We start from the raw sequence: 17,188 nt of genomic DNA, 5'->3' as shown, positions 1-17,188 counted from the left end.
TTGTAGGCGGTTTGTAAAAAAATCCTCCGCTATCTCTATAGAGACAGTGGAGGAGAGGTTACCTAAAACCAAAGAAAAACTTATTTTTTAATTACTTTTTTGATGATATTTTCGCCGTTAATCGTAATATGCAGAATATACACACCACGATTTAAATTTTTGAGGCTAATGTTCTGTTGATTTTGATTTTGTGCTACCAAATGTCCAGCACTATTATAAACTTTGATAGAAGTTGGCGTTAGCGTAGATTTTACCTTTACAAGGTCTGTGGTAGGATTAGGGAAAACCGCTGTTTCGTTAATGGTATGGAGGTTTTGAACGCCCATAGTGCCGCAGTTTGCGTTGAAACTTGCGGAGTCATCTTTCATCCAAGTGCTTTGAGGCGTTTGCCCAGCGGTAATTTTAACACAACTTAAAGCAGGATTATTAGTAATGTCTAATTCTGAAAAATTTTGATAATCACCGAAAGAAATGTCCAAACTATTGAGCTGATTATTTTTTAAAATCAATTTAAGAAGGTTGGCATTTTGGCTGGCGTCCAAAGTGGTGAGTTGATTGTTTTCAAGGTCTATCCTTACCAAGGCTGTATTTTGACTAATGTCTAATGCTGAAATTTGGTTATCATACGCTGAAATATCGGTTAAATCTTTGTTTTGAGATAAATCTAAGGCAGAGATTTGGTTATAATAGCACATCAATTCCGTTAACTGCGGGTTTTGGTTTAAATCTAACGCCGTTAGTTGGTTTTCTCCACATTCCAAAATTCTCAATTTAGGATTATGGCTAACATCTAATGTTGAAATTTGGTTAATGTTACAGTTTAAAATCTCTAAATCTGCATTCTGGCTGATGTCTATTGAGGAAAGACTACAATCTTCAGCATATAATTGTTGCAAGTCTTTTTGAGCTTGTAAGTTGAGTGTTCCAGAAGTAATGCTATTGCCCTCAATTCGGAGGGTTTTAATATTTTTAAAAGCTTCTAATCCTGTTAAATCTTGGATACCGCCATCAGATAAAGACAGGTTATCTATTACGGCTTCCGCTTCTGCTACACTGATTTCGTTATCGTTATCGGTGTCTATTTTAGGATAATGTGTGAGCAGTTTGCTTTTAAATGCTGCATCAGGAATGTGGACAGTTTGGGCGTTCATGATCCCAAAAGATGCGGCTACCAAGAGCCCAGAAAATAATACTTTGTTCATATTTTTATAAATTTTATTTAGACTTTGTAAAAATAAAAACTCAAAATGGTTTGGGCAATATCTCAACTTAAAAAATGTTACTTTGTGATATAAATCATATTTCGAAGGGTGTCTTTAATATTTTTTTGAGTTGATGAGATGTTGATATAAAAAATTCCCCCAGCCTCGTAGAGGCTGGGGGAATTTTTAAACGATAAGTTCGTTTCTTATTTTAAAGTTACATTATCCACTTGCATAGTGGTGGTAATTTCTTTGTCACCCACATATTGGAAGATGATGAAACCTTTACCAGTGGCAGGAATCACCACTTCGCCGCTATCGGTCCAAATGTTAGGATAGCCATTGATACTTCCCTGAGAAATGGTGAATTTTGAAGTAATGTCTACCAAATCATCAGTGTTAAGCTCTGAGCCAGGAACATATTTTGTGGTGTAATACACTTTAAGCACATCGCCTTTGTAGTAGCCATTTTGTGTTTGGAAAGAAAGTTTAGAAGATCCTGTAAACTCTGCAGGGATCATAAAGCTGATTTTAACTTTTCCTTCGCCATTGTAGCCAAAGGCTTGAGCTTTTAGGTATCTGTTGTTTTCTTTACTATAATAACCTTGTCCCCAATATCTGTTGCCAGATTCGGCGTAGTTGAGGAATCTATCATCATCAATATCGTAATATTTAGGACCTTTGTTGGATAGTTGCTCAAAATTTTCTGTGAAAGAAGTTTTGTATTCCAAAGCGCCACCACCATAGATTTTAGAGCCGTCTACAAATCTCGGTTGGTCAAATTTTACATCATCTAAATCACGGATGTAGAGTTGCCAAGTAACATTTTTCCCTGAGGTATATTTAGTCACCACGGCAGTAATTTCGCCGCTTTCTTTTGGCATTACTTTACCTGCAAATTTAGCATAGCCGCTGTTTCTCAATACGGCTTGGTTTCCGTTTTTGTCGATTAAAGTTCTGTCTGTTGTAATGTTGTTCACCACATCGGCATAGGTGAGTGTGCCATCTGCATCCGCAAATTGTACATTTTTAATCGTTACCAAAGTGTTGATGTTTTCATCTGTGGTTGCCTCATCTATAGAGTTGACTACTTTTGGTTTAATGGTTTTAATATCCAAAGTATTACCGCCACATACGCCAGAAATAAATTCGGACATTTTAGACTCTTGGATTTGCCCTGTTGGTTTCTCGTAGCCTAATTTAACCACGCCGCGGTCTTCCCCTACAGAAAGCCCTTTCGCCTTGATGCGAACATGCGCTCCCACAGGATAATCGGTGTAGAGGCTCGCTTTGTTAATCGCGATTTGAATTCCCGCAGTAGGGTTTTCAGGATCGTCTTGAATGGTCAGTTGCTTATAGAAGTTGCCCTCCTCATCGCTGGAAATCACATAACCATCAAAAATTAAATCATCGGTGATTTTGTAATTGCTCACATAGGTAGGCGGCTGAGGGGTTGGCGATAAATCTTTAACCTCCTTGATGCTACTATTGGCAGCGGTAAACTGGTTCTGGCACTCTATTTTAGGGATGTCAAATTCATCATCCTTTACACAAGAGGTAAGGCTCCCTAAGCTGGCTAATGCCAATAAAGAAACTTTTAAATATACGGTTGTTTTCATTTTAAGCTAAGTATTATAATTAAAATCTAAATTGTAAATTAACGAAATAACTTCTTCCTTGGGTATAAAAATATTTAGGTGCGAAGTAAGGATAGGCTCTGTCGTGGTCCTTTTTGAAGTCGGCAAAGTTAACATTTCTCGCTTGCTCAAAGCCTCCTGTCGCATATTTGGTATTGTTGAGAAGGTTGTTCACAGACGCGGTTAATAAAATGTAATATTTGCCAATCATCCAAGATTTCCCTGCATTGATGTTGAAGAAATAAGCGGGAGCCAACTTGACTTGTTGTACCAATCTTCGGTATTCCTCTTCTGTAGCGCCAGCGTAAGGCGTACCTGTGTTGGCATTGTAGAGGAAGAAATCTGAACGCAATAGCGGCGATGGATCTAAATAATTATCGCCAAGGTAATTCCAATTGACACCCACCCACCAATATTTTGGAGAGCTGTATTTAATCCCAACAGAATAGGCTTGCTGTGGTGTACCCCCTTGTCTAAAGTTTTTGATGTAAGACACACCATAGTCCTTGTAAGATAATCCGTTAGAGAACACGCCTGCAGCATCTGAAGCGTAGTAAACATTAGGATTATTGGTATAGGTGTATTGCCCGTAACTGGCAATTCCATTAACCGTAATGGTTGGGCTTACTTTCACTTCGGCGCCTAATTCTACCCCCATATTTCTACGGTTTACATTAGCCATTACCTGCGTTACAAAAGCACTTTTTGTGTTTGTGGCGTTGCCGTCCGCATCTACATCGCTCAGTTTGATGCCATCCGCGAAGAAGCGCTGCACATTCGTGTCGTTTTCCGTATCGATGAGGTAAGCCGTAGCACGCATCTTAACGAAAGGTGTCGCCATCATATAGCTGATGTCATTCGCACTAATTACAGTGTTTTTAATGTTCGGAATGGTGGCGTTATTGGTTCTAGCATTGATGAAAAGGTTGTTTAATACAGGCGCTTGAGAATAGTAAGCACCATTATAAACTAAGAAATTTCTACCATCAATTTTGTAAATAATCTGTCCTTTCAATCCTAAATTCCAGAAGTTATAATCGCCAGATTTACCTAAGGCATTGCTGTATAAATAGTGGTTAAATTTCCCTTCTCGGCTGTTGCTGGTATAGGCTGCAAGTCCTGATAAGAAGACATCAAAACGGCCAGTGCTGAATTTCACTGCAGGGTTAATTTTAACCTCTTGTCTGCGGTAAGTATAGTCGTACTGAATTTTATCGCCCACTTTTTTATGGGTATCTTCTTCGCCATCGTTGAACAAGCCCGAAAGTTTAGGCTGGTTAGAAGAGGCAAAAGAGTCTTTGTTAAGCGCATAATCTGCCCCAAGGAGGTCTTTGACTTCTCTATATTGGTCAGAAATGTAGTTCTGGTAGGATAGATTTAAGAACAATTGCGTTCTATCCGTTAGGTTATGAACCAAATGCGTATTAACATTCCAAGTTTTGCTGTCTGTTACATCATTCACGAGGAAATAAGCCGCCTGCCCACCATTTAATTTCTGGTTGAGATTGGTGCGGTATAGTCTTTCCCAATCGATTTGCGTATATTTTTGGTCGTTATCCAACCAACGGTTGCGCACCACTTCCCATTGCTCTAAATCGGCAGGGTTAGGGTTGTCCAATCCCGCATAGTAGCTCGGTAAGTTTTTATAGTACAATGGCGATGGGTTCTGAACATTATACCAATCTAAACGCGAAGCTTTGGTTTTCCCAAATTGATAAGATAGCGTGGTCCAAAGTTGGGTGTCTTTATTGATTTTCCAATAATCTGTTAATTGGAACAAAGGCTGGAAGCCTGTTTTTACTCTTTCGCTTCTTTTTTCGCCATCTTGCCAACCCCAATAGGCGTTGTAGTGTACGCCACGGTAATCATAAACCTCTTGTGTGGCAGGGCTGGCGGTACTTCTTCGGTAAGGAGAACCAATGAAGTTGAAAGTCAGCGTATGTTGGTCGTTGATTTTCTTCTCAATGCCTAAATAAGTTCCATAAGCATCATAGAAAGTACCTTCTTGGATGCCTTCTTGTGCCCATCTGCGCGCGCCCATAATGGTAAACGCCCAGCCGTTTCTATTCATCCCTGAAGAATACCTTACGGAAGTTCTGTAGCGGTAGTTTCTATTGGTAACAGATTGGGTCAGTTGTACGCCTTTGCGGTGTTCGCTGGCTTTCATATTTTTATAAACCACGGAGCCTACACCACCGAAAGCATATTCTGACGGCGAGTGGTTCACTGCAATTTCTGGGTAGCGTGTGACTTCATTAAGTCCGCCCCATTGGCTGAAATCTACATTACCACGGTCTGCATTCACCATAGAGATGCCGTTCATCATCACATTACTGGTTCTACTGTCTACCCCTCTTGGGCGGAACCAATAGAAGCCTAAATCATAAGCGGCAACGCTACTGAATACATCTCTGGAGGACTGCAATAGCCCTAATGTAGGCTGTATGGAAGCCTCATCAGTATCATTGGCATCATCAAGTAATACCACGCCTAAATCTGAACCGTTGAGGTTAGAGTAGAGGGTAATGACGCCTAAATCTTTCCTTTTCTCGTTGGCAGTCACATCAAACTCTAAAAATTTCTTCTCAAAGTTTGGTTGAGATACCATAATTTGGTAATGCCCAGGCATTAAATCCACCAACTGAAAATAGCCAATTTTATCGGCTTTCGCATCTTCATTGGAATCTTGTACATCTACTACTGCGTTTTCAATGGGTTTTCCATTGGCATCTTTTACATAAGCATAAACGGTGGTCTGCGCATAGTAAAAAGAGGCAGGCAATAGAGAGAACATAGAGATTAATGATAATTTTTTAATCATAACATTCTTTTATTTTACCTAATTGATACGGAATAAATTCCAAATAATTACTCTACAAAATTAACTCATTTTTTTAAAATCAAATGAGAATTTTAAGTTTTTTTTAACGCTGATATTTATCACCAAAGCTTAACGCGTTAACTATCGGTGCGTTGCAATAAAAAGCGCGATAGTGGCATTAAGAAAATTTAATATTTGCTTTTTTTAGTCAGAAAATCGTTAATTTTGTTGCATTATAAAAATGAAACTTAAAAAAGTTAATCAGATGAAAAAAGCAATATCACTTTTAGCCTTAAGTATGTTTGTGGTGGGCTTCGCTCAGAAAGGGAAATTGAAGAGAATGGCAGCCATAGGATTTTATAATGTGGAAAACCTCTGGGATACCATACCCTCGGCGGATTATATAGATGGCACACTGCCGCTCAACAGCCCGAATTTCCATCGAAGCATTCCCGTAGATTCCGTAAAACTTTTGCCCCACGAACCTTATAAAGGCGAATGGTCAGATGAGAAATTGATCGGCAAAAAAGTAGTGCGCTACCAAGGTTCTAATACCGAATTTACGCCGTTGAGTAGCAAAAATTATAATACTAAAGTCTACCAACAAAAATTAACCAATGCTGCCAAAGTCATTTCAGAACTGGGGGCATCGATTACCAAAACAGCGCCTGTGATTGTAGGACTTTTGGAGGTAGAAAATAGACAAGTGGTGGAAGATCTGGTGAACCAACCAGCGTTAAAAAGATTTGATTACGGCGTGGTACACTACAATTCCTACGATTATAGAGGGATAGATGCTGCTATGATTTACCAGAAAAAGCGCTTTAGCCCAAGTTATATCACCAAAAAAGAACTCAAAATCTATAATGAAGCGGGGCGCAGAGAATACTCCAGAGATTTGCTCATCGTTTCAGGGCTTTTAGATGGCGAAAAAGTAGCCATATTCGTGAACCACTGGCCATCACGAAGAGGTGGCGAGGCGGTATCTCTCCCAAAAAGAAATGCTGCAGCGCAACTTTTAAGAACGCAGATGGATAGCGTGAGAGCTTTGGACCCAAATACTAAAATCTTTGCGATGGGCGATTTTAACGATGATCCCATCAGCACCAGTATCCGTGATTATGTGAAGGCGGTGGGCAAACCTAACGACCTCAATGCCGAGCATCCTTATCTTAATTTAATGTATCCGCTGTATAAAAAAGGCGTAGCATCATTAGCGTATAGAGATGCACCGAACTTATTTGACCAGATTATCGTCTCAGAAAATTTGGTGAAAAATACCGATCCTAAATCTTATAAAGTTTATAGAACGGAAGTTTATGCACCGCCTTACCTTATCAACAAAGAGGGCAGTTTTAAAGGTTATCCGTTCCGCTCTTGGGATGGCGATAAGTTTACAGGGGGCTATAGCGACCACTTTCCTGTTTATACTGTGATAGCCAAAGAGGTTGAATAATGTTTTCTTAGAAAGATAACCCTCTTTTGAGAAGACAATAAAAAAACTCGGCGCTGGGAAATCTCCAAGCGCCGAGTTTTTGGTTTATAGAATTGTAGAAATTATTTGTTGTATTTTTCTTCTACTTTATCCCAGTTAATCACATTGAAAAACGAAGAAACATAGTTAGGTCTTCTGTTTTGGTAGTGAAGATAATATGCGTGCTCCCAAACATCTAAGCCAAGGATTGGCGTTCCTCCGCAGCCTACACCAGGCATTAGCGGATTATCTTGGTTGGCAGAAGAACAGATTTCTAACGAACCATCTTCTTTTTTGCAAAGCCAAGCCCAACCAGAACCGAATCTTGTTTTAGCCGCTTCTGAGAAGTCGTTTTTGAATTTCTCAAAGCCACCTAATTTCTCAATTTCAGCTTTTACATTGCCTACAGGCTCTTGGCTTCCACCTGGGGTTAAAATTTCCCAAAACAAGCTGTGGTTGTAGTGTCCACCGCCGTTGTTTCTTACCGCTGGAATATCACTTGCTGTTTTGCAAATTTCCTCTATTGTTTTGTTTTCTAAATCTGTGCTAGCAATGGCTTTGTTAAGGTTGTCTACATAAGCTTGGTGGTGCTTGGTGTAGTGTATTTCCATTGTTTTGGCATCTATGTTCGGCTCTAACGCATCATAAGCGAAGCCTAATTTTGGTAATTCAAATGACATAATGTTTAAATTTTTTTGTTCTCTCCAAATATAAGAATTTATTTAGGTTAGATGAAAGGCTTTTCTTTAACTTTATCAATTTTTAACATTGATGAAATCTATTACGCCCTTTTTAAGCGAGTCCAAACGCTTGTTTAATGTCTTCCACACGGTCTAATTTCTCCCAAGTGAAAAATTCTAAATCCTTTATAGTAAGCTCATTATCCAAACCACGATTAAAGGTTTTATCGGCTTTGTAAGGCGTTCTACCCATATGCCCGTAAGCGGCAGTTTCTTGGTAAATAGGATTTCGGAGTTTAAGGTTTTGCTCTATCGCATAAGGTCTTAAATCAAAGAGTTGGCTTACTTTTTCTGCAATTTCGCCATCGGTTAAGTTGACTTTTGCCGTGCCATTGGTGGTGATGTAAAGCCCACAAGGCTCTGCCACGCCAATAGCATAAGACACTTGGACTAAAACCTCGTCTGCCACGCCTGCCGCCACTAAATTTTTAGCAATGTGCCTTGTAGCATAAGCGGCACTTCTGTCCACTTTTGATGGATCTTTTCCTGAAAATGCACCGCCACCGTGAGCGCCTTTGCCACCATAAGTATCCACGATGATTTTTCTACCAGTAAGCCCTGTATCGCCGTGTGGACCGCCAATAACAAATTTTCCCGTTGGGTTGATGTGGTATTTAATATCTTCGTTAAAGAGTTTTTGGATTTCTGGTTTTTGGCTGGCAATGACTTTCGGCATCAGAATTTCAATTAAATCTTGTCTGATTTTTTTGAGCATTGCTTCATCTTCATCAAAATCATCGTGTTGAGTAGAAATCACGATGCTGTCTACTCTAATCGGTTTGTGGTCATCGGAATATTCTATGGTCACTTGGCTCTTAGCATCGGGTCTTAGGTAGGCGATCTCCTTCCCTTCTCTCCTGATTTTAGATAGTTCTTGCAAAATGCTGTGGGCTAAATCTAAGGCAAGGGGCATATAATTATCGGTTTCGTTGGTCGCATAGCCGAACATAATACCTTGGTCACCAGCACCTTGAGCGTTGGCGCGTGTTTCAAAGTCATCAGAGTTCAAAGCACGGTCTACCCCTTGGTTAATCTCTGGCGATTGCTCGTGGATGGCAGAGAGAACGCCGCAGGAATCCCCATTGAACATATATTCTCCTTTGGTATAGCCAATGCCGTTGATGACCTCTCTGGCAATGGTTTGCACATCTAAATAGGCGGAGGATTTTACCTCGCCAGCTAAGATCACTTGTCCTGTGGTCACTAAGGTTTCGCAAGCGACTTTGGAGTTGGCATCGTATGCGAGAAAATGGTCTATGAGTGCATCTGAAATCTGGTCTGCAACTTTGTCTGGATGTCCTTCTGAAACGGATTCTGAAGTGAATAAGTAAGGCATATTTTTTCCTTTTTTAATGATTAAATGATAAAGGCCAATATGCAAGAACTTAAAATTGCTTAAAAAGAAAGTCTGTTTTAGCATTTTTTAATGAGGTTGCAATCAGCCAAATTTTTCCTCTTGTTTTTTAACGCTGCAAAGTTAGAAAAGATTTTGATAATGCACAAAAAATTATTCTGGTTTTATATTGATGTAGTCTTCTGGCGTTTGGTAGTAGCCAAGATTTTGTTTGATGGATTGATGAAGGCTTTGTTTGAGCTCATCAAGGATTTTTTGCTTATAGGTTGGTTTATAGTAGATAAGGCTAATTTCTCGGTACGGAACGGGTTTTCTAAATCGAGAAATTCTATCTTTCTTTTCTTCGGGAATGTGCTTGGTAGCGAGCTCTGGCAATAGAGTAATGCCGCCCAATTTGTCCACCATCTGGAGCAAAGTGCTGATGCTGGAAGCCTTGAAATTAAGATTTTGAGGTTTTAAATGATTTTCTTTGAGATTACAAATATTTTCAAACTGGGTGCTTAGGCAGTTGCCTTCTTCTAAAAGCCAAACTTTCTCCAAATCCAAATCTTGTGGGAGGATAAATTGATCATCTTGAGTCTCCTTGCTTTCAAGGGTAGAGTAGACCATCAGTTCCTCATTGAAGAGGTTATCTTGAAAAAATTCATCCGCTTTTTGGTAAGGCGTCGCAATGATGCCGGCATCTATTTCTCCATTTTTTAAAGCTTTGATGATGTTATCCGTGCTCATTTCCTTCACCTCCATTTCTATATTGCTGTGTTGCTCTAAGAAGTCAAAAATTTCGTACGGTAAGATAAAAGGCGCAAGGGTTGGGATGATGCCCAGCGTGATTTTCCCTGCCACCATATGGTTAAGCTCGTTCGCGGTGATTTTCATCTCATTCACCTCCTCCATTATTTTATAAGCGTATTTTAGGATTTCCTTGCCTGCATCAGTGGTGCGGATTGGGTGCTGAGAGCGGTCAAAAATTTTGAGGTCTAATTCTTCTTCCAGCTTTTGTATCATAGCACTTAGGGTAGGCTGTGTGATAAAACAAGCTTGGGCAGCCTTGCCAAAATGTTTGTGCTTATCTACGGCGATGAGGTATTCCAATTGCTGTATATTCATAGGAGGTTGATAAATGGGTTTGATTGAAAATATTTATCAGCAAAGATACTAATGTTTCTTGAGTTTGCCCTAAATTTGCATCATAAAATCAATTTTAAAAACAATAGATTATGTCTGATAAAAAATTAACTAATAGCGCTGGTAGCCCTTATTACGAACACGAAAACTCTCAAACTGTAGGGGCGAGAGGTCCTGTTTTGCTTCAAGATTTTATGTTGCAAGAGAACTTGGCACACTTCGTAAGAGAGCGGATTCCAGAGCGTATTGTACACGCCAAAGGCACAGGGGCGTATGGTACTTTTACCGTAACACACGATATTACACAGTACACCAAAGCCCAATTATTCTCAAAAGTAGGCAACACCTGCAAAATGTTTGCGCGTTTTTCTACCGTGGGCGGCGAGAAAGGAAGTGCCGATACAGAGCGCGATCCAAGAGGTTTCGCCTTAAAATTCTATACCGAAGACGGCAATTGGGATTTGGTGGGGAACAATACGCCAGTATTCTTTATTAAAGATGCTAAGAAATTCCCAGATTTTATCCATACCCAAAAAAGGCATCCTAAAACCAACCTGAAAAGCCATACGATGATGTGGGATTTTTGGTCGCTTAATCCAGAATCTCTCCATCAGGTTTTAATTTTGATGTCTGATCGAGGAACGCCTTACGGTTACCGCCATATGAATGGTTACGGCTCTCATACTTTCTCAATGATTAACGATAAAAATGAGCGCGTTTGGGTGAAATTTCACCTTAAAACCAAGCAAGGTATCAAAAATTTTACCGATGCAGAAGCCACCACGATGAAAGGCGAAAATCCAGATTTTGCACAAGAAGATTTGGTGAAAGCGATAGAGGCGGGCAATTTCCCAAAATGGACTATGTTTATCCAAGTGATGACCGAAGAGCAAGCCAAAGAGTTCCGCTGGAATCCGTTTGATGTTACCAAAGTATGGCCACACGCTGAATATCCACTGATAGAAGTGGGCGAAATGGAGCTCAATGAAGTGCCAAGAAATTACTTCGCCGAAGTGGAACAATCTATTTTCTCACCGAGCCATTTGGTGAACGGCATCAGTTTCTCTCCTGATAAAATGCTCCAAGGCAGATTATTTTCTTATCCAGATGCCCACCGCTATAGAGTTGGCGTGAATGCCCACCAGCTCAAAGTTAACCGCTGTCCTTTTGCGGTTCATAATTACCAGAGAGACGGCGCTATGGCAGATGCTTCGGATTATGAAGATGCGCCAAACTACTACCCTAATAGCTTTGATGATATTAAGCCAGACCCAGCCTATCAAGGGTTTGAGTACGATATAGACAGTAATCGTGTAGGCTTTTTTGACCGCAATGAAAACGATGATGACCACTTTACACAGCCAGGATTGCTCTACTCCAAAGCGATGAATGATGAGGATAGAGCCCGTTTGGTGAGCAATATCGTGGGGCATATGAGCAAAATAGAAGGTCCAAAGCGAGAGGAAATTATCAACCGCCAATTGTGTCACTTCTTCCGTGCTAATTTAGATTTAGGGATGAAGGTTGCCTCTGGCTTAGGCGTTAATATTGATTTTAACAAAATGCAACACAACGGCTAATTTCCTTTTAGCAGCACTGATAAAAGAACCGCTCGGCAAGTCTTAGACTTGCCGAGCGGTTCTTTTTTAATCTCTCTATATGCGATATGCGCTTTATTTCTTAGCCGCGTTGGTCTGTTTTTCAGGCGCTGCAGGCGTAATCCCCGTCAGTTGATTAAGAGTTTCTATCAACTTAGGATCGTTAGGGTTGGTGATACTCGGGCTGGCAATTTTATGGTCTTTATTGAGCACCACCATACTTGGCAGTTTAAAACCATAGATGCCATACACACTGGCAGTTTTAGACTTCAGTCCACCTTTGGCGTAGAGGCTGGTCACCTTTGGTAGATCTTTGAGCAGTGCGGTGGAGGTTTTCTTAAACTGCACCTCCGTGTCATCCATATTGATGAGGGTAATGCCCAATTGATCGCCGTAAGTTTTTTGCAATTCTGGCACCAGCATATGGAGTGTTTCAGAAATATAAGGACTCCACGAGGCGTAGAATACTACCAATTGAGGGATATTTTTAGTTGATGAAAAAGAGAATTTTTTCCCTTCAGCGTTGATTAAATCCGCATCTGGAGCGTTGGTGCCTTCGGGAAGACCTTGCATGGCTAATTCTACTTTTTTAAGCTCTTGCTTAATTTGTTCATCTTTAATTTCTTTGTTTAGCGTAGCGAAAACTTGCTTGCTGCGAGGTTGGTTGGGCGCCATATCGTACTGTGTAGCTACGAAGGTAAGCAGTTGGTCTTTAACCTCTTGTTTGATGTTTTTTTGTTGACTGAGGAATTGCGCAAACATTTCGGTGATCGAGAGGTCTTGGTCTTTTAGCTTCTCTGCAAAGGCTCCAAAATCTTTTTGATACTTCATCAAAAGGTAACTTCTGAAAGTAGGGAGGGTTTTCACCCATTGTTCCTCATTGCCGATCAGCGCTTCTTGATGCTTGGCAAACGCTGGCGATGTTTTGAAGTTAGGATTGCCCACCGCTTGACCGTGCATTGCCTCATATTGTGCCATAATCATCAGGAAGTTAACATTGGTTTCATCTTTTTTCAAATCCACTAAGGCTTTGTCAGGATGGAATTTTGAACTTAACTCATCAATTTTTTTCTCAAAATCAGACTGCATTTTTTTGATTTCTTCTAAAAATGGCTTTTCCTCTTTAGAGATGATGCCTGCATTGAGTTTGCTCATATAATTTTCTGCAAATTCTTGTAGGGCATTTAAAAAATCTTGATTTTTTTGTGCGTCGCCTCCTGTCACTTTCATCGTTTTTGGGAAGGACATTCCCTCTGCCGTAATGTTGAGGTTTTCCCCTTTTTTAAGGTAGATGAAATTCATATTTCTGCCGTAGGTAATGGCGTAAAGACCATCTTGGTCTATGCTGATGGTGTCCGAAAATTGCCCTTGCGCATTGGTGCCAATATTGGCGATAGGTAAGGAAATAGGGCTGGCAGTGTTGATGAGCTCTATCCGCTCCAAAGGTGGGGCGTTCTTGATGGTTCCAGAGATGATGATTTCATTTTTCTTAGAACAAGCCGCCATCATCAGTAGGGCTAAGGTCAAAAGAAGGTATTTTTTCATAAAAAATAAAGTATAAAATTTTAATTAAAGCAAAAATAAACGATAAAATGTTGATATTAAAATATTTGTGAAATATTTAACAAAAAATCGCTACTCTAATTAAAGGGCAGCGATTTTTATGGTATTTAAAAATTGAATTATTCGGCTGTGGTGAGTGTAGCAGCCATAAATTCTCTATTCATCCTCGCGATGTTTTCTAACGAGATGCCTTTTGGACATTCTACCTCGCAAGCTCCTGTGTTAGAGCAGTTACCGAAGCCTTCTTCGTCCATAGCGGCAACCATTTTCAGTACTCTTCGTTTGGCTTCTATTCTACCTTGTGGTAGCAGTGCGTACTGAGAAACTTTAGCCCCTACAAAGAGCATGGCAGAGCCGTTTTTACAAGTCGCCACGCAGGCACCGCAACCAATACAAGCGGCAGCATCCATCGCTTTGTCTGCATCTTCTTTCGGGATTAAGATGTTGTTGGCATCGGTGGTATTCCCCGAAGTATTCACCGAGATGAATCCTCCTGCAGCCATCACTCTATCAAAGGCGCTTCTGTCCACTACCAAGTCTTTAATCACTGGGAAAGCGGCGCTTCGCCAAGGTTCTATGGTAATGGTTTCGCCATCTTTGAACATTCTCATATGGAGCTGGCAGGTGGTTACGCCTGTATCGGGACCGTGGGCTCTACCGTTGATGTAGAGGGAGCACATTCCGCAGATACCCTCGCGACAGTCGTGGTCAAAAGCTACGGGCTCTTTACCCTCGTTCACTAAATTCTCATTGAGCATATCCAGCATTTCCAAGAAAGAGGAGTCTGTAGATACGCCAGAGATTTTGTAAGTTTCAAACTGCCCTTTTGATTTATTGTTCTTCTGTCTCCAAATTTTCAGAGTCAGATTAAGTCCTTTTTTTGCACTCATAGTATTCTGTTTTTGGAGATTATTTATAACTTCTTGTTTTCACTTCAATGTTATCGTAAACGAGTTCTTCTTTATGTAGAATTTCGTTGTTAATATCAGCACCGTTATACTGCCAAGCGGCTACATATTTAAAGTGAATATCATCTCTCTTAGCTTCGCCGTCTTCTGTGGCGTGATCCCAACGGAAATGTCCACCACAAGATTCTTCTCTTTTTAGAGCGTCTATAGCCATCAGTTGCCCTAATTCAAGGAAGTCTGCCACTCTACACGCTTTTTCTAATTCTGGGTTCATACTGTTGGCTTCCCCAGGTACTTTTACATTTTTCCAGAAGTCGTTTCTTACCTCTTCTATCTCCTGAATGGCTTCTCTTAAACCTTCTGGCGTTCTACCCATACCCACTTTATTCCACATAATGTGTCCTAATTTTTTGTGGAAATAATCTACCGAATGCGTTCCTTTATTGGTCATAAAGAAGTTGATTCTATCGGTTACGGCTTTTTCGGCTTCATCAAAAGCGGCGGTATCGGTTGGGATTTTTCCTGTTCTAATGTCGGCAGACAGGTAGTCTGCAATAGTGTAAGGCAATACGAAATAACCGTCTGCCAAACCTTGCATCAATGCCGAAGCACCCAATCTGTTGGCACCGTGGTCAGAGAAGTTAGCTTCCCCAATCACGAAACATCCAGGAATGGTAGACATCAAGTTGTAATCTACCCAAACGCCTCCCATGGTGTAGTGTACGGCAGGATAGATTTTCATCGGTGTTTTATAAGGATTGTCCGCCGTGATTTTTTCATACATCTGGAAGAGGTTTCCATATTTTTCTTCCACCCAAGCTTTTCCTAAATCGTAGATTTGTTGTTGGGTAGGGTTGTGGAGGTTTCTTTCTAAGGCGGCTTCGTTTCCTTTTTTCATAATTTCGGTAGAGAAATCAAGGAAAACGCCTTCTTTGGTTTCGTTGTTTTCAATACCGAAGCCTGCATCACAACGCTCTTTAGCGGCTCTGGAAGCTACATCACGAGGCACTAAGTTACCAAACGCAGGGTATCTTCTTTCAAGGTAGTAATCTCTATCCTCTTCTTTGATGTCTTCTGGCTTAAGTTTACCTTCTCTAATGGCTACGGCATCTTCTATCTTTTTCGGAACCCAGATTCTTCCAGAGTTTCTTAAAGATTCGGACATCAGCGTTAGTTTAGATTGCTGGGTGCCGTGTACAGGGATACAAGTTGGGTGGATTTGCACGAAACAAGGGTTCGCGAAATAAGCACCTTTTTTGTGGATTTTCCACGCTGCAGAACAGTTAGAGCCCATAGCGTTGGTTGATAAGAAATATACATTTCCGTATCCACCAGAAGCGATCACCACAGCGTGTGCCGAGTGTCTTTCAATCTCTCCAGTGACTAAATTTCTGGCGATGATGCCTCGGGCTTTGCCATCAACAATAACCAAATCCATCATCTCGTGGCGGTTGTACATTTTGATGCGCCCTTTACCAATTTGTCGGCTCATTGCGGAATAAGCACCTAAAAGAAGCTGTTGCCCCGTTTGACCTTTGGCATAGAAAGTTCTTTTTACCTGAACCCCACCAAAAGAACGGTTGTCCAACTGCCCGCCGTAATCTCTACCAAAAGGCACCCCTTGGGACACGCATTGGTCGATGATGTTGGCAGAAACTTCTGCAAGGCGGTACACATTTGCCTCTCTGGCACGGTAGTCACCACCTTTTATGGTATCATAGAAAAGTCTGTAGATAGAGTCGCCATCACCTTGGTAATTTTTAGCGGCGTTAATCCCACCTTGCGCAGCAATAGAGTGAGCTCTTCTTGGAGAATCTTGGTAACAGAATGCTTTTACATTATAACCTTGCTCGGCTAAGGTTGCTGCGGCAGAACCTCCCGCTAACCCTGTACCGATCACGATAACATCAATTTTATCACGGTTATTAGGCGCCACCAAGTTCATATGGTCTTTATGATTTTTCCATTTGTCCTTAAGTGGACCTGCTGGAATTTTAGAATCTAATTTACTCATTGTTATGTTGTTTTTTAAAGACTTTAAACTTTAAATTAAAACTAATCTAAAATTTAATGATGAGATTGAGTTACGAAATGAAATACTGCCACCACGATAAATCCAAGTGGAATTAAGATAGAATACCATCTTCCAAAAGCCATAATGCATGGGGTGTATTTAGGATGTCTGGCACCAATCGATTGAAATGAAGACTGGAAACCATGCGCCAAGTGCAGCCCTAACAAAATGAAAGAAACCACATACAAGCCCACTCTAATAGGACTTTCAAATTTCTCGTGCAGCTCTCCCCAGAAACGCGTGGTGTCTGCAGGATTGCCTTCGCCAGGGATGTACTTATAAGTCATCTCGTGCGCCCAGAAATCATACATGTGGAGCACTAAAAACGCTAAAATAACCAATCCAGAGATGATCATATTTCTGGACATCCAGGAGGAATTAGCACTCGCGCCGTTTACCGCATATTTTATAGGTCTTGCCTTGTTATTTTTAGCCTCTAAAACAAACCCCATAATGAAGTGAAAAAACACTGCAATAATCAAAATGGGCTGCATTAAAAACTGTATAAAAGGATTATACCCCATAAAATAAGATGCTTCGTTAAATGCATTCTCGCTAAATACAGAGAGCAAATTGACGGACAGGTGCATCACTAAAAACACTAACAAGAACATTGCCGATAGTGCCATTGCATACTTTCTACCTATTGTAGAACTCATTAAACTTGCCATATTAAGTTTTTAATTTTTAAT

At 40.6% G+C, this 17,188-nt stretch carries 12 protein-coding genes; 2 read left to right on the top strand and 10 right to left on the bottom strand.

The window, feature by feature from the left end:
* Positions 1 to 80: 80 nt before the first annotated feature.
* The 3 genes from NYR17_RS09165 to NYR17_RS09155 form a co-directional block, all read right to left on the bottom strand.
* Positions 81 to 1,202 (bottom strand): T9SS type A sorting domain-containing protein, encoded by a 1,122-nt coding sequence (locus tag NYR17_RS09165; RefSeq protein ID WP_302505403.1) that lies wholly within the window; start codon positions 1,200 to 1,202, stop codon positions 81 to 83.
* A gap of 206 nt (positions 1,203 to 1,408) precedes the next feature.
* Complete coding sequence (locus NYR17_RS09160; protein ID WP_302505402.1) at positions 1,409 to 2,821, bottom strand: DUF5689 domain-containing protein; 1,413 nt, start codon at positions 2,819 to 2,821, stop codon at positions 1,409 to 1,411.
* Between the two features lie 19 nt (positions 2,822 to 2,840).
* Positions 2,841 to 5,660 (bottom strand): TonB-dependent receptor, encoded by a 2,820-nt coding sequence (locus NYR17_RS09155; protein WP_302505401.1) that lies wholly within the window; start codon positions 5,658 to 5,660, stop codon positions 2,841 to 2,843.
* A gap of 265 nt (positions 5,661 to 5,925) precedes the next feature.
* On the opposite strand from NYR17_RS09155, the gene NYR17_RS09150 reads away from it, so the two are divergent.
* Positions 5,926 to 7,116, top strand: coding sequence for an endonuclease (locus NYR17_RS09150; protein ID WP_302505400.1), 1,191 nt, complete (start codon positions 5,926 to 5,928; stop codon positions 7,114 to 7,116).
* 101 nt (positions 7,117 to 7,217) lie between these two features.
* Here NYR17_RS09150 and NYR17_RS09145 read toward each other — a convergent pair whose 3' ends face one another.
* From NYR17_RS09145 to NYR17_RS09135, 3 genes are all read right to left on the bottom strand, one after another.
* The gene (locus tag NYR17_RS09145) at positions 7,218 to 7,814 is read right to left on the bottom strand and encodes a superoxide dismutase (protein WP_302505399.1); all 597 of its coding nucleotides are present in this window, start codon (positions 7,812 to 7,814) and stop codon (positions 7,218 to 7,220) included.
* Positions 7,815 to 7,926: 112 nt separating this feature from the next.
* Entirely contained in the window at positions 7,927 to 9,210 is a 1,284-nt protein-coding gene (metK, locus tag NYR17_RS09140) for a methionine adenosyltransferase (RefSeq protein WP_302505398.1), read from the bottom strand.
* 171 nt (positions 9,211 to 9,381) lie between these two features.
* Positions 9,382 to 10,335, bottom strand: a complete 954-nt coding sequence (locus NYR17_RS09135; RefSeq protein WP_302505397.1) for a hydrogen peroxide-inducible genes activator — start codon at positions 10,333 to 10,335, stop codon at positions 9,382 to 9,384.
* A gap of 110 nt (positions 10,336 to 10,445) precedes the next feature.
* Between NYR17_RS09135 and NYR17_RS09130 the strand changes: the two genes are divergently transcribed.
* Positions 10,446 to 11,933 (top strand): catalase, encoded by a 1,488-nt coding sequence (locus NYR17_RS09130; RefSeq protein WP_302505396.1) that lies wholly within the window; start codon positions 10,446 to 10,448, stop codon positions 11,931 to 11,933.
* Between the two features lie 93 nt (positions 11,934 to 12,026).
* Here NYR17_RS09130 and NYR17_RS09125 read toward each other — a convergent pair whose 3' ends face one another.
* The 4 genes from NYR17_RS09125 to NYR17_RS09110 form a co-directional block, all read right to left on the bottom strand.
* On the bottom strand, positions 12,027 to 13,496 hold the full coding sequence (locus NYR17_RS09125; protein ID WP_302505395.1) for a TlpA family protein disulfide reductase: 1,470 nt from the start codon (positions 13,494 to 13,496) through the stop codon (positions 12,027 to 12,029).
* Positions 13,497 to 13,633: 137 nt separating this feature from the next.
* Positions 13,634 to 14,404 (bottom strand): succinate dehydrogenase/fumarate reductase iron-sulfur subunit, encoded by a 771-nt coding sequence (locus NYR17_RS09120; protein WP_302505394.1) that lies wholly within the window; start codon positions 14,402 to 14,404, stop codon positions 13,634 to 13,636.
* Positions 14,405 to 14,423: 19 nt separating this feature from the next.
* Complete coding sequence (locus NYR17_RS09115; protein WP_302505393.1) at positions 14,424 to 16,436, bottom strand: fumarate reductase/succinate dehydrogenase flavoprotein subunit; 2,013 nt, start codon at positions 16,434 to 16,436, stop codon at positions 14,424 to 14,426.
* 53 nt (positions 16,437 to 16,489) lie between these two features.
* A complete protein-coding gene (locus NYR17_RS09110) occupies positions 16,490 to 17,167 on the bottom strand; it encodes a succinate dehydrogenase cytochrome b subunit (RefSeq protein ID WP_302505392.1) in 678 nt (225 codons plus the stop codon).
* Positions 17,168 to 17,188 lie beyond the last annotated feature (21 nt).

This window comes from Riemerella columbina, from assembly GCF_030517065.1.
Lineage (GTDB): Bacteria > Bacteroidota > Bacteroidia > Flavobacteriales > Weeksellaceae > Riemerella > Riemerella columbina_A.
Note: the sequence above shows the minus strand (reverse complement) of the source record. Positions and strands in the feature narration are given on the sequence as shown.

Excerpts from the sequence above, each read along its gene's own strand:
- NYR17_RS09150 (WP_302505400.1), top strand. The coding sequence starts at position 5,926 with ATGAAAAAAGCAATATCACTTTTAGCCTTAAGTATGTTTGTGGTGGGC.
- NYR17_RS09155 (WP_302505401.1), bottom strand. The coding sequence starts at position 5,660 with ATGATTAAAAAATTATCATTAATCTCTATGTTCTCTCTATTGCCTGCC.
- NYR17_RS09160 (WP_302505402.1), bottom strand. The coding sequence starts at position 2,821 with ATGAAAACAACCGTATATTTAAAAGTTTCTTTATTGGCATTAGCCAGC.
- NYR17_RS09115 (WP_302505393.1), bottom strand. The coding sequence starts at position 16,436 with ATGAGTAAATTAGATTCTAAAATTCCAGCAGGTCCACTTAAGGACAAA.
- metK (WP_302505398.1), bottom strand. The coding sequence starts at position 9,210 with ATGCCTTACTTATTCACTTCAGAATCCGTTTCAGAAGGACATCCAGAC.
- NYR17_RS09135 (WP_302505397.1), bottom strand. The coding sequence starts at position 10,335 with ATGAATATACAGCAATTGGAATACCTCATCGCCGTAGATAAGCACAAA.
- NYR17_RS09120 (WP_302505394.1), bottom strand. The coding sequence starts at position 14,404 with ATGAGTGCAAAAAAAGGACTTAATCTGACTCTGAAAATTTGGAGACAG.
- NYR17_RS09145 (WP_302505399.1), bottom strand. The coding sequence starts at position 7,814 with ATGTCATTTGAATTACCAAAATTAGGCTTCGCTTATGATGCGTTAGAG.
- NYR17_RS09125 (WP_302505395.1), bottom strand. The coding sequence starts at position 13,496 with ATGAAAAAATACCTTCTTTTGACCTTAGCCCTACTGATGATGGCGGCT.
- NYR17_RS09130 (WP_302505396.1), top strand. The coding sequence starts at position 10,446 with ATGTCTGATAAAAAATTAACTAATAGCGCTGGTAGCCCTTATTACGAA.
- NYR17_RS09165 (WP_302505403.1), bottom strand. The coding sequence starts at position 1,202 with ATGAACAAAGTATTATTTTCTGGGCTCTTGGTAGCCGCATCTTTTGGG.
- NYR17_RS09110 (WP_302505392.1), bottom strand. The coding sequence starts at position 17,167 with ATGGCAAGTTTAATGAGTTCTACAATAGGTAGAAAGTATGCAATGGCA.